The organism is Georgenia sp. Z2081 (assembly GCF_055326445.1).
Window position 1 is genome coordinate 88,901 of record NZ_JBUZNK010000003.1, and the last position, 13,150, is coordinate 102,050.

Annotated in this window: 10 protein-coding genes and 1 tRNA gene; all 11 read left to right on the top strand. The window is 69.7% G+C overall.

From position 1 onward, the window contains the following. Nucleotides 1–84: 84 nt before the first annotated feature. The 11 genes from ACZLKG_RS06200 to rpsG all read left to right on the top strand — a co-directional run bounded on the left by ACZLKG_RS06200 (nucleotide 85) and on the right by rpsG (nucleotide 13,102). A tRNA-Trp gene (locus ACZLKG_RS06200) sits at nucleotides 85–157 on the top strand. A 112-nt stretch (nucleotides 158–269) separates the two neighbouring features. Next, a complete protein-coding gene (gene secE, locus ACZLKG_RS06205; RefSeq protein WP_425708350.1) occupies nucleotides 270–521 on the top strand; it encodes a preprotein translocase subunit SecE in 252 nt (83 codons plus the stop codon). Between the two features lie 81 nt (nucleotides 522–602). Beyond that, nucleotides 603–1,418 carry a transcription termination/antitermination protein NusG gene (nusG, locus tag ACZLKG_RS06210; protein ID WP_425708349.1) on the top strand — a complete coding sequence of 272 codons (816 nt, stop codon included), beginning with the start codon at nucleotides 603–605 and terminating at the stop codon, nucleotides 1,416–1,418. A gap of 55 nt (nucleotides 1,419–1,473) precedes the next feature. Next, nucleotides 1,474–1,905, top strand: a complete 432-nt coding sequence (gene rplK, locus ACZLKG_RS06215; RefSeq protein WP_425708348.1) for a 50S ribosomal protein L11 — start codon at nucleotides 1,474–1,476, stop codon at nucleotides 1,903–1,905. Nucleotides 1,906–1,997: 92 nt separating this feature from the next. Next, nucleotides 1,998–2,714, top strand: coding sequence for a 50S ribosomal protein L1 (gene rplA, locus ACZLKG_RS06220; RefSeq protein ID WP_425708347.1), 717 nt, complete (start codon nucleotides 1,998–2,000; stop codon nucleotides 2,712–2,714). A 297-nt stretch (nucleotides 2,715–3,011) separates the two neighbouring features. After that, entirely contained in the window at nucleotides 3,012–3,536 is a 525-nt protein-coding gene (gene rplJ / locus ACZLKG_RS06225; RefSeq protein WP_425708346.1) for a 50S ribosomal protein L10, read from the top strand. Between the two features lie 63 nt (nucleotides 3,537–3,599). After that, on the top strand, nucleotides 3,600–3,995 hold the full coding sequence (gene rplL, locus ACZLKG_RS06230; RefSeq protein ID WP_425708345.1) for a 50S ribosomal protein L7/L12: 396 nt from the start codon (nucleotides 3,600–3,602) through the stop codon (nucleotides 3,993–3,995). A gap of 427 nt (nucleotides 3,996–4,422) precedes the next feature. After that, complete coding sequence (rpoB, locus tag ACZLKG_RS06235) at nucleotides 4,423–7,920, top strand: DNA-directed RNA polymerase subunit beta (protein WP_425708344.1); 3,498 nt, start codon at nucleotides 4,423–4,425, stop codon at nucleotides 7,918–7,920. A gap of 58 nt (nucleotides 7,921–7,978) precedes the next feature. Continuing rightward, nucleotides 7,979–11,875, top strand: coding sequence for a DNA-directed RNA polymerase subunit beta' (locus ACZLKG_RS06240; RefSeq protein ID WP_463648265.1), 3,897 nt, complete (start codon nucleotides 7,979–7,981; stop codon nucleotides 11,873–11,875). Nucleotides 11,876–12,257: 382 nt separating this feature from the next. Further along, nucleotides 12,258–12,632 carry a 30S ribosomal protein S12 gene (gene rpsL / locus ACZLKG_RS06245; RefSeq protein ID WP_425708342.1) on the top strand — a complete coding sequence of 125 codons (375 nt, stop codon included), beginning with the start codon at nucleotides 12,258–12,260 and terminating at the stop codon, nucleotides 12,630–12,632. After that, a complete protein-coding gene (rpsG, locus tag ACZLKG_RS06250; protein ID WP_425708341.1) occupies nucleotides 12,632–13,102 on the top strand; it encodes a 30S ribosomal protein S7 in 471 nt (156 codons plus the stop codon). The genes rpsL and rpsG overlap by 1 nt, the downstream gene beginning before the upstream one ends. Nucleotides 13,103–13,150: the final 48 nt, after the last annotated feature.

A 13,150-nucleotide genomic window follows, 5' to 3' on the forward strand; every position in this document is an offset into this window, starting at 1 on the left:
CCCTGGGCGGTGCGTACTATGGTCCATCGGCGGCGTCAGACCCGCAGACTTCCCCGTGCCCGCACGGTGGTGGGTCGCCGCCGAAGGGCAGTGGCGCAATTGGCAGCGCACCGGTCTCCAAAACCGGCGGTTGAGGGTTCGAGTCCCTCCTGCCCTGCACCTGACGGCGCAGGAGAACGACAGCCGTCGGGCCCGACCCACCGATGGTGGGCGCGCCCGCACCCGTGCCGGGAGCGGGCCACCGGCGACAGGCGAGGGACAGTGTTGACGTGAGCGAGACGACGGCCGCCGAGGGCGGCTCCGGACGCAAGGCGGAGGTCGAGCCCCGGCGCGGGCTGTTCGCACGCATCGCGCGCTTCATCCGGCAGGTCTTCGCCGAGATCCGCAAGGTGGTGCGCCCCACCCGGCGCGAGCTCATCACGTACTTCTTCGTCGTCGTCGTCTTCGTCCTCGTGATGATGGCCATCGTCGGAGTGCTGGACCTCGTGTTCGGCCAGCTCGCCCTGTGGACGTTCGGCTGAGCCGAGACCAGGGCCCTCGGGCCGTGAACCCGTGCGACCGACCGGTCGCGCGACCGACACATCCAAGGAGGATGTTCCCTCGTGTCTGTGGACTTCCATGGCGACGACAGCACGTCGACCGACGACCTGGGCGTGGACGCCGAGGCCGCCGCGTCGACCCCTGACGGCGCCGACGCAGGAGCCGAGGCGGACGCCCCCACCGCGGGGGACGACGCCCCCGGCGCCACCGACGAGCCCGTCGACGGCGCGGACCAGGCCGACGACGCCGAGCCCGAGCTCGACCCCGAGGCCGCGTTCCGGCTCGAGATGCGGATGCTGCCCGGCGACTGGTACGTCGTCCACACCTACGCAGGCTTCGAGAAGCGCGTGAAGGCCAACCTCGAGCACCGGCTGACGACCCAGAACATGGAGGAGTACATCTTCCAGGTCGAGGTGCCGACCGAGGACGTGGCCGAGATCAAGAACGGCCAGCGCAAGATGGTCAACCGCGTGCGCATCCCCGGCTACACGCTGGTGCGCATGGAGCTGACCGACGAGTCGTGGGGCGTCGTGCGACACACGCCGGGCGTCACGGGGTTCGTCGGCAACGCCCACGACCCGATGCCGCTCACGCTCGACGAGGCCATCTCCATGCTCAACGTCTCGCCCCCGCAGGTCGCCGCGGGCGCCGCGGAGGCCGACGGCGAGGCGCCGCAGCCCCAGGGCGGCGAGGCGGCCCCCGTCGTCGTCGACTACGAGATCGGCGAGACGGTCACCGTCACCGACGGTCCGTTCGAGACCCTGCCGGCCACCATCTCCGAGATCCACGTGGAGAGCCGGAAGCTGCAGGTGCTCGTCAGCATCTTCGGCCGGGAGACCCCGGTCGAGCTCTCGTTCTCCCAGGTCACCAAGGCCTAGGGGACGGACCGCGGTCGCCGCCGCGGACCTACGTTCCATCCATCGAAGGACCCGAATGCCTCCCAAGAAGAAGATCTCCGGCTACATCAAGCTCCAGATCCAGGCCGGAGCAGCCACCCCCGCACCGCCGATCGGACCCGCCCTGGGTCAGCACGGCGTCAACATCATGGAGTTCTGCAAGGCGTACAACGCCGCGACCGAGTCGCAGCGTGGGAACGTCGTCCCCGTCGAGATCACCGTCTACGAGGACCGTTCCTTCACCTTCGTCACGAAGACGCCGCCCGCCGCGGAGCTCATCAAGAAGGCCGCCGGCGTGCAGAAGGGCTCCTCGACCCCGCACACCGACAAGGTCGCCACGATCTCCCGCGAGCAGGTCCAGGAGATCGCGCGCACCAAGGCGGAGGACCTCAACGCGAACGACGTCGAGGCCGCCGAGAAGATCATCGCGGGCACCGCCCGCTCCATGGGGATCACCGTCGACGGCTGACCCCCGCAGGCGCCGCGACCGCGGCGCAGTGGCAGGGCCCGGCGTGGGCCCGACCGACCACGACTGCTCGAACCCAGCACAGGAGAAGCAGAATGACCACGCGCAGCAAGACCTACCGCAAGGCCGCCGAGAAGATCCACGACGGCGAGCTCTACGCCCCGCTCCAGGCGGTCCGCCTGGCCAAGGAGGGCGCCACCACGACGTTCGACCAGACCGTCGAGGTCGTCTTCCGCCTCGGCGTCGACCCCCGCAAGGCGGACCAGATGGTCCGCGGCACCGTCAACCTCCCGCACGGAACCGGCAAGACCGCCCGGGTCCTGGTCTTCGCCGTCGGCGACCGTGCGCAGCAGGCCATCGACGCGGGTGCCGACGAGGTCGGCGGCGACGAGCTCATCGAGAAGGTCGCGGGCGGCTACACCGGCTTCGACTCGGCGATCGCCACCCCTGACCTCATGGGCAAGGTCGGCCGGCTCGGCCGCGTGCTCGGTCCCCGTGGCCTCATGCCGAACCCGAAGACCGGCACCGTGACGATGGACGTGGCCAAGGCGGTGAACGACATCAAGGGCGGCCGGATCGAGTTCCGCGTCGACAAGCACGCGAACCTGCACTTCGTCATCGGCAAGGCCTCGTTCGACGAGACGAAGCTGGTGGAGAACTACGCGGCCGCGCAGGAGGAGATCCTGCGGCTCAAGCCGGGCAGCTCGAAGGGCCGGTACATCTCGCGGGCGACGATGAGCACGACGATGGGCCCGGGCATCCCGCTCGACGCCACCAAGACGCGCAACCTCACCAGCGAGGACGCGTCCTGACCGCAGCCTGACGCACCGCGGGCCCGGCACCCACCTGGGTGCCGGGCCCGCTTGCGTGAGCAGGCACACGCCGGGCGGGGGTCCGCCGGAGGGCGCCGCCCGCTACGATGGACCCGCCACAGACCGTCGGTCGTGCGGGACTCGTGTCCCGCGCCGAAGTCCACCCGGGTGGAGCCTGCGCAGGCGAGCTACGAGCCGAAGCATCACACCGATGCCACCGAGCCCCGTGCCGTCCGCGCACGGGGCTCTTCTTCGTCCGTGTGGGCACCCGCCGGTCCCACATCGGAAGGAGGGCTCATGGCAAGGCCGGACAAGACCGAGGCCATCGCCGAGCTCGAGACGGGCTTCCGCGAGGCTCAGGCCGTGCTGCTCACCGAGTACCGCGGCCTGTCGGTCTCCCAGCTCATGGAGCTGCGCCGCTCGCTCGCGGGCACGGCCCGTTACGTCGTCGCGAAGAACACCCTCGCGGCGATCGCGGCCGAGAAGGCCGACATCGAGATCGACCGCGAGTCCCTCACGGGGCCGACGGCGATCGCCTTCGTCCACGGTGAGGTCTCGGAGGCCGCCAAGGCCCTGCGCGACTTCGCCAAGGACAACGAGCAGCTCGCCATCAAGGGCGGTGTCCTCGACGGCGTCCAGCTCTCGGCGGACGACGTCCGCACGCTCGCGAACCTCGAGTCCCGCGAGGTCCTCCTGGGCAAGGCGGCCGGTGCCTTCAAGGCCGCGCTGTTCCAGGCGGCCTACATGTTCACCGCGCCGGCCACCCAGGCCGCCCGCACCATCGACGCCCTGCGCGAGAAGCAGGCAGCCGCCGAGGCCTGACCGGCCCGGCAGTACACCCCACCTCTGCTCGCGTAGCAGGACCGAAACGGAAGGAAAGCCACCATGGCCAAGCTCACCACCGACGAGCTCATCGAGGCGTTCAAGGAGCTCACGCTCATCGAGCTGTCCGAGTTCGTCAAGCAGTTCGAGGAGACCTTCGACGTCGTCGCGGCGGCCCCGGTCGCCGTCGCGGGCGCTGCGCCCGCCGCCGCCGGCGGCGGCGAGGGCGGCGACGACGCGGCCGAGCAGGACTCGTTCGACGTCGTGCTCGAGTCCGTCGGCGACAAGAAGGTCGCGGTCATCAAGGAGGTGCGCGCGCTCACGTCCCTCGGTCTCAAGGAGGCCAAGGACCTGGTCGACGCAGCCCCGAAGGCCATCCTCGAGGGCGTCGACAAGGACGCCGCCGACAAGGCCAAGGAGCAGATCGAGGCGGCCGGCGCCACCGTCACCGTCAAGTGATCGCCGCCCTCTGAGAAGGGGGCGCGCAGAACGACCGGCCCGGGGCCGGGACCCGCACGGGTCCCGGCCCCGGACCTGTTCCGGGAACCCTTCGTGCGCGTTCCAGGGACGGAGCGGGCGCGCGTGCCCTACACTGGACGCGGCCGACGGCCGGTCCGACGCAGCAGGGTCGCTGCGACGGGTCTCACGGACTCACCTGGGTGAGTGCGGGATCACGGGCACCTGCGGGTGCGCGCACCTGGACGGGGCGCTGCGCCGTGTGTAAGGTGGACACTTGCGTTAGCCGACGCCTGCCCTGCCTCCACCCACCCGAGCACCGATGTGCTCCGGACATCTCGAGCCGCGCCACCAGGCGTGATCCTCCCGGGGAACGGGCACGAAGTCGACACGCGCCGCGTGCACACCTCTCCGCAGGGAAGGACCCCCTTTGGCTGCCTCGCGCACCTCTGCCGCCCCGTCCGCCGACCTCGTCGCGAAGCGCCTCGCGTCGCCCAGGCTGTCGTTCGCCAAGATCTACGAGCCGATGCAGGCGCCCGACCTGCTCGGCCTGCAGACCGAGAGCTTCGACTGGCTCCTGGGCAACGACGCCTGGCGGGCCCGCTCCGAGGCCGACCCGGCCGGGTCGAGCCACACCATCTCGGGCCTGGAGGAGATCTTCGAGGAGATCTCGCCGATCGAGGACTTCTCCGAGTCGATGTCCCTGTCGTTCCGGGACCACCGCTTCGAGCCCGCGAAGTACACCGCCGAGGAGTGCAAGGAGAAGGACCTCACCTACGCCGCTCCGCTGTTCGTCACGGCGGAGTTCATGAACAACACGACCGGTGAGATCAAGTCGCAGACCGTGTTCATGGGCGACTTCCCTCTCATGACCGACCGCGGCACCTTCATCATCAACGGCACCGAGCGCGTCGTCGTCAGCCAGCTCGTCCGCTCGCCGGGCGTCTACTTCGAGCGCACGCCGGACAAGACCTCGGACAAGGACATCTTCACCGCGAAGGTCATCCCGTCCCGCGGCGCGTGGCTCGAGCTCGAGATCGACAAGCGGGACGCCATCGGCGTGCGCATCGACCGCAAGCGCAAGCAGTCCGTCACGGTGTTCCTGCGGGCCCTGGGTCTCACCGAGTCCGAGATCCGCGGCCACTTCGAGGACTACCCCGTCCTGCTGGAGTCCCTCGAGAAGGACACGGTCAAGACCCAGGACGAGGCGCTGCTGGACATCTACCGCAAGATCCGTCCGGGCGAGCCGCCCACGGTCGAGGCCGGCCGCAACCTGCTGGACTCCTACTACTTCGCGCACAAGCGCTACGACCTGGCCAAGGTCGGCCGCTACAAGATCAACAAGAAGCTCGGCATGACGACGCCGGCGGGGGAGTCGCTCCTGCGCGTCCAGGACATCGTCTCCACGATCCGGTTCATCCTCGCCCTGCACAAGGGTGAGGAGACGCTGCCCGGCACCCGGGACGGCGAGAAGGTCGACGTCCGGGTCGAGACCGACGACATCGACCACTTCGGCAACCGTCGCATCCGCGCCGTCGGCGAGCTCATCCAGAACCAGGTCCGTACGGGCCTGTCCCGGATGGAGCGCGTCGTGCGCGAGCGCATGACCACGCAGGACGTCGAGGCCATCACGCCGCAGACGCTCATCAACATCCGGCCGGTGGTCGCCTCCATAAAGGAGTTCTTCGGCACCAGCCAGCTGTCGCAGTTCATGGACCAGAACAACCCGCTCTCGGGCCTGACCCACAAGCGCCGTCTCTCGGCGCTGGGCCCCGGCGGCCTGTCGCGTGACCGCGCCGGCATGGAGGTCCGTGACGTCCACCCCTCGCACTACGGCCGCATGTGCCCGATCGAGACCCCTGAGGGGCCGAACATCGGCCTCATCGGCTCGCTGGCGACGTTCGCGCGCATCAACCCGTTCGGGTTCGTGGAGACCCCGTACCGCCAGGTGGTCGACGGCCGGGTCACCGGCGAGATCGAGTACGTCACGGCCGACGACGAGGACCGCCACACGATCGCCCAGGCGTCGGCCCCGCTGAACGAGGACGGCACCTTCGTCGAGGAGCGCGTCCTGTGCCGCACCCCCGGCGGCGAGCCGGCGCTCATCGAGCCCGCCGAGATCGCGTTCATGGACGTCTCGGCGCGGCAGATGGTCTCCGTCGGCACGGCGATGATCCCGTTCCTCGAGCACGACGACGCCAACCGCGCGCTCATGGGCGCCAACATGCAGCGTCAGGCCGTCCCGCTCATCCGCGCCGAGGCCCCGCTCGTGGGCACCGGCATGGAGCGTCGGGCGGCGGTCGACGCGGGCGACGTCGTCACCGCGCAGGTGGCCGGCGTCGTCACCGAGGTCTCGGCCGACTCGGTGGTCGTCCTCGACGACGACGGCGGCAGCTACACGCACCGCATCATGAAGTTCAACCGGTCCAACCAGGGCAATTCCTACAACCAGCGCGTGCTGGTCGACGAGGGCGACCGGGTCGAGGTCGGATCCGTGCTGGCCGACGGCCCCTCGACCGACGAGGGCGAGCTCGCGCTCGGCCGCAACCTCCTCGTCGCGTTCATGTCCTGGGAGGGCTACAACTACGAGGACGCGATCATCATGTCGCAGCGTGTCGTCACCGACGACATGCTCACCTCGATCCACATCGAGGAGCACGAGGTCGACGCCCGCGAGACCAAGCTCGGCGCCGAGGAGATCACCCGTGACCTCCCCAACGTCTCCGAGGAGATCCTCGCGGACCTCGACGAGCGCGGCATCATCCGCATCGGTGCCGAGGTCAGCGCCGGTGACGTCCTCGTCGGCAAGGTCACGCCCAAGGGCGAGACCGAGCTGACGTCCGAGGAGCGACTCCTGCGCGCGATCTTCGGCGAGAAGGCGCGCGAGGTGCGCGACACCTCGCTCAAGGTGCCCCACGGCGAGTCCGGCATCGTCATCGGCGTGCGGGAGTTCACCGAGGACGACGACGAGCTGCCCCCGGGCGTCAAGCAGCAGGTGCGCGTCTACATCGCGCAGCGCCGCAAGATCACCGACGGCGACAAGCTCGCCGGCCGGCACGGCAACAAGGGCGTCATCTCCAAGATCCTGCCCGTCGAGGACATGCCGTTCCTGCCCGACGGCACCCCGGTCGACGTCATCCTCAACCCGCTCGGCGTCCCCGGCCGCATGAACGTGGGCCAGGTCCTCGAGCTCCACCTGGGCTGGGCCGCGGCCAACGGCTGGGACATCACCGAGGCCGTCAAGGCGGCCGAGGAGTGGACGAAGAACCTGCCCGAGCACGTGCACCGCGCCGAGCCCGGCTCGACCGTGGCGACACCGGTGTTCGACGGCCTGCAGCAGGACGAGCTCGAGGGCATCCTCGGGCACACCCTGGTGGGCCGCGACGGCGACCGCGTGGTCGGGGCAGACGGCAAGGCGCAGCTGTTCGACGGCCGGTCGGGCGAGCCGTTCCCGCACCCGATCTCGGTCGGCTACATGTACATCCTCAAGCTGCACCACCTGGTCGACGACAAGATCCACGCCCGGTCGACCGGTCCGTACTCGATGATCACGCAGCAGCCCCTGGGCGGTAAGGCCCAGTTCGGCGGCCAGCGGTTCGGCGAGATGGAGGTGTGGGCGCTCGAGGCGTACGGCGCCGCGCACGCCCTGCAGGAGCTGCTGACCATCAAGTCCGACGACGTCACGGGACGCGTGAAGGTCTACGAGGCCATCGTCAAGGGCGAGAACATCCCCGAGCCGGGCATCCCGGAGTCGTTCCGTGTGCTCATCCAGGAGATGCGCTCGCTGTGCCTGAACGTCGAGGCCCTGGACTCCTCCGGGACGCTCATCGACCTCAAGGACTCCGACGACGAGGTGTACCGCGCGGCCGAGGAGCTGGGCATCGACCTCTCCCGCCGCCCGGACGCCTCGAGCGTCGACGAGCTCTGACCCGCCGCGCAGCGGCATTCGAACACGAGCGCTACCTGAACGAAGGAAGTAGGACACGTTGCTCGACGTCAATCTGTTTGACCAGCTCCACATCTCCCTGGCCACCGCCGGCGATGTGCGCGAGTGGTCGCACGGCGAGGTCAAGAAGCCGGAGACGATCAACTACCGCACGCTCAAGCCGGAGAAGGACGGCCTGTTCTGCGAGAAGATCTTCGGTCCCACCCGGGACTGGGAGTGCAACTGCGGCAAGTACAAGCGCGTGCGCTACAAGGGCATCATCTGTGAGCGCTGCGGCGTCGAGGTCACCCGCTCGAAGGTCCGCCGCGAGCGGATGGGCCACATCGAGCTGGCGGCCCCGGTCACGCACATCTGGTACTTCAAGGGCGTCCCGTCGCGCCTGGGCTACCTCCTCGACCTCGCCCCGAAGGACCTCGAGAAGGTCATCTACTTCGCGGCGTACATGATCACCGAGGTCGACGAGGACGGCCGGCACGAGGACCAGAGCACCCTCCAGAACGAGATCGACCTGGAGAAGTCCGAGCTGAGCAAGGCGCGCGACCTCGCGGTCGAGCAGCGCCTGCAGAAGCTCGAGGCCGACCTGGCCGAGCTCGAGGCCGCCGGCACGGACTCCGCGGCCCGCGACAAGGTCCGCAAGTCGGCCGAGCGCGAGGCGAACCAGATCCGGCGCAAGGGCGACGGCGAGATCGAGCGGCTCGAGAAGGTCTGGGACCGCTTCAAGGCGCTCTCGGTCGGCGACCTCGAGGGCGACGAGTCGCTCTACCGCGAGATGAACGCCCGCTTCGGCATCTACTTCAAGGGCTCGATGGGCGCCACGGCGATCCAGAAGCGCCTGGAGACCTTCGACCTCGAGGCCGAGGCCGAGTCGCTGCGCGAGACCATCGCGACCGGCACCGGTCAGCGCAAGACCCGCGCGCTCAAGCGCCTCAAGGTCGTCAACGCGTTCCTCACCACCGGCAACTCGCCGCTGGGCATGGTGCTCGACTGCGTGCCGGTCATCCCGCCGGACCTGCGTCCCATGGTCCAGCTCGACGGCGGCCGGTTCGCCACGTCGGACCTCAACGACCTCTACCGCCGCGTCATCAACCGGAACAACCGCCTCAAGCGGCTGCTCGACCTGGGCGCGCCGGAGATCATCGTCAACAACGAGAAGCGCATGCTCCAGGAGTCGGTGGACGCGCTCTTCGACAACGGCCGTCGCGGCCGCCCGGTCACGGGCCCCGGCAACCGTGCGCTGAAGTCGATCTCCGACATGCTCAAGGGCAAGCAGGGCCGGTTCCGGCAGAACCTGCTCGGCAAGCGCGTGGACTACTCGGGCCGCAGCGTCATCGTCGTCGGCCCGACGCTGAAGCTCCACCAGTGCGGTCTGCCCAAGCAGATGGCGCTCGAGTTGTTCAAGCCGTTCGTCATGAAGCGGCTGGTCGAGCTCAACCACGCCCAGAACATCAAGGCGGCCAAGCGCATGGTCGAGCGCCAGCGCACGCAGGTGTGGGACGTCCTCGACGAGGTCATCCGTGAGCACCCCGTGCTGCTCAACCGCGCGCCGACCCTGCACCGCCTCGGTATCCAGGCGTTCGAGCCGCAGCTCGTCGAGGGCAAGGCGATCCAGCTCCACCCCCTCGTGTGCGGCGCGTTCAACGCGGACTTCGACGGCGACCAGATGGCGGTCCACCTGCCGCTGTCGGCCGAGTCGCAGGCCGAGGCGCGGATCCTCATGCTCTCGAGCAACAACATCCTCAAGCCGTCGGACGGCCGTCCGGTGACCATGCCCAGCCAGGACATGATCATCGGCCTGTTCCACCTCACGACCGAGCTCGACGAGGGCACCGGCGCAGACCGGTACTTCTCCTCGGTGTCCGAGGCCATCCTCGCGATGGACAACGGCGAGCTCGATCTCGGCGCGAAGATCTCGATCCGGTTCACCGACCTGGTCCTGCCCGAGGGGCACGAGCAGGCCGCGAGCGCCGCCGCCGGCGAGCCCGTCGTGCTGCGCACCACACTCGGTCGCACGCTGTTCAACGAGCTGCTGCCGGTGGACTACCCGTTCATCGACGAGGTCGTGGACAAGAAGCGGCTCGGCCGCCTGGTCAACGACCTGGCGGAGCGGTACCCCAAGGTCGACGTGGCCGCGAGCCTCGACGCGCTCAAGGAGGCGGGCTTCCGCTGGGCGTCCCGCTCGGGCGTGACCATCGCGATCTCCGACGTCGTGGCCCCCGAGGCCAAGGCGGGGATCCTCGAGGAGCACGAGCGCAAGGCCGAGGCGATCCAGGACCAGTACGACATGGGTCTGATCACCGACGACGAGCGGCGCCAGGAGCTGATCGACATCTGGGGCGAGGCCACCGACGCGGTCGCCGACGCCATGCGCGCGAACTTCCCCAAGGACAACACCGTGTTCCGCATGGTGTCCTCGGGTGCGCGAGGCAACTGGATGCAGGTCCGTCAGATCGCCGGCATGCGCGGTCTCGTGGCCGACCCGAAGGGCGAGATCATCCCGCGCCCGATCAAGTCGAACTACCGCGAGGGCCTGTCCGTCCTCGAGTACTTCATCGCCACCCACGGTGCGCGCAAGGGTCTTGCGGACACCGCGCTGCGCACCGCGGACTCGGGCTACCTCACGCGTCGTCTCGTCGACGTCTCGCAGGACGTCATCGTCCGTGAGGCCGACTGCGGGACCCGTGGCGGGCTGCCCGTGACGATCGGCGTCCCGTCGGCGTCGGGGGAGGGCATCGTCCTCGACGAGAGCGTCGAGACCTCGGCGTACGCCCGGTCCCTGGCGGCCGACGTCGTCGACGCCGAGGGCACCGTGCTGGCCTCGGCGGGCGACGACGTCGGTGACGTGCTCATCGACCAGCTCGTCGCCGCCGGCGTCACCGAGGTCAAGGTCCGGTCCGTGCTCACGTGCGAGTCGAGGGTCGGGACCTGCCAGAAGTGCTACGGCCGGTCGCTGGCCACGGGCAAGCTCGTGGACATCGGCGAGGCCGTCGGCATCATCGCGGCGCAGTCGATCGGCGAGCCCGGTACCCAGCTGACGATGCGCACCTTCCACACCGGTGGTGCGGCGTCGGCGGACGACATCACCCAGGGTCTGCCCCGTGTCCAGGAGCTCTTCGAGGCCCGCACCCCCAAGGGTGAGGCCCCGATCTCCGAGGCCGCCGGCCGCGTGACCGTCGAGGACACCGACAAGGGGCGCTCGCTCCGCGTCACCCGTGACGACGGTCAGGAGGACGTGGTCTACCCCGTGTCCAAGCGGTCGCGCCTCCTCGTCGAGGACGGGCAGCACATCGCCGTCGGCGACCAGCTGGTGTTCGGCGCGGTCGACCCGAAGGCCGTGCTGCGCATCCTGGGCCCGCGCCGGACCCAGGAGCACCTCGTCGCGCAGGTCCAGGAGGTCTACCGCTCGCAGGGCGTGGACATCCACGACAAGCACATCGAGGTCATCGTGCGGCAGATGCTGCGTCGCGTGACCGTGCTGGACTCGGGCGAGACCCGGCTGCTGCCGGGCGAGCTCATCGACCGGACCGCGTTCAACGACGAGAACCGTCGCGTCGTCTCCGAGGGCGGGAAGCCGGCAGCCGGCCGGCCCGAGCTCATGGGCATCACCAAGGCGTCGCTCGCGACCGACTCGTGGCTCTCTGCGGCCTCCTTCCAGGAGACCACCAAGGTGCTCACCGAGGCGGCGATGAGCGGCCGTCGCGACCCGCTGCTCGGCCTGAAGGAGAACGTCATCCTCGGCAAGCTCATCCCCGCGGGGACGGGTCTGCCGCGCTACCACGACGTCGTCGTGGAGCCCACCGAGGAGGCGCGTCAGATGGCCTTCACCGAGCTGGGTTACTCCGAGCTCGACTTCGTCGGCAGCCGTGCGGGCGAGCCCGTGCTGCTGGACGACATCGACTTCTCCGCCTACGGCGGCGAGACCTACCCCGAGTTCCGCTGACCACGGGGGAGCGGCGCTCCCCCGTCCGCAGCACCCTGCCGCCGGCCCCGACGCACCGCCGTCGGGGCCGGCGGCGCCCCGGAAGGCGTCGACGTGTCACATCACACCACTTCGGCGACCCCGGTCCTTTGACGCCAGAAACTGGCGGCCGCTACTCTGGACGGCGGTGCCCGGACCGATCGGGCCCTTGCGCGCACGTCACCTGCCCCGGTCCTCGACCAGCGGCCGGCGGCGGACGACCAGAGGCGGACCGCCCGCGACGTCACCACGGCCCTCCGGGGCCGGTCGGCGTCACGCAGGTGCGCCACGCCCGAGCGCGGGGTGCAGAGATCAGATCGATCCGAGGCAGTCGCACCGATTGCAGCAACGAGACGGAGAAGTAGTGCCCACGATCCAGCAGCTGGTCCGCAAGGGCCGGTCGGTCAAGTCGAGCTCCTCGAGCACGCCGGCCCTCAAGGGGAGCCCGCAGCGTCGTGGCGTGTGCACCCGCGTGTACACGACCACCCCGAAGAAGCCGAACTCGGCACTGCGGAAGGTGGCGCGCGTCCGTCTCTCGAGCGGCATCGAGGTCACCGCCTACATCCCGGGCGTCGGGCACAACCTCCAGGAGCACTCGATGGTGCTCGTGCGCGGCGGTCGTGTGAAGGACCTGCCCGGTGTCCGCTACAAGATCGTGCGCGGCGCGCTCGACACGCAGGGCGTGAAGAACCGCAAGCAGGCCCGGAGCCGCTACGGCGCCAAGAAGGAGAAGAAGTAATGCCTCGCAAGGGTCCTGCCCCGAAGCGTCCCGTCGTCGTCGACCCGGTCTACGGCTCGACGATCGTCACCCAGCTCGTCAACCGCGTGCTGCTGGACGGCAAGAAGTCCACCGCCGAGCGGATCGTCTACGGCGCCCTCGAGGGCGTCCGCGGGAAGACCGAGGGCGACCCGACGGCCGTCCTCAAGCGCGCCCTGGACAACGTGCGGCCCTCGCTCGAGGTCCGTTCGCGCCGCGTGGGTGGCTCCACCTACCAGGTGCCGGTCGAGGTCCGTCCCTCCCGGTCCACCACGCTGGCGCTGCGCTGGCTCGTCGACTACGCGCGCGCCCGCCGCGAGAAGACGATGACCGAGCGCCTGATGAACGAGATCCTCGACGCCTCGAACGGGCTCGGTGCCGCGGTCAAGCGCCGCGAGGACATCCACAAGATGGCCGAGGCCAACCGCGCCTTCGCGCACTACCGCTGGTGATCGAGCGCGGCCGGCACGTCCGGCCGCGCCCCGCATCCGACCGACACC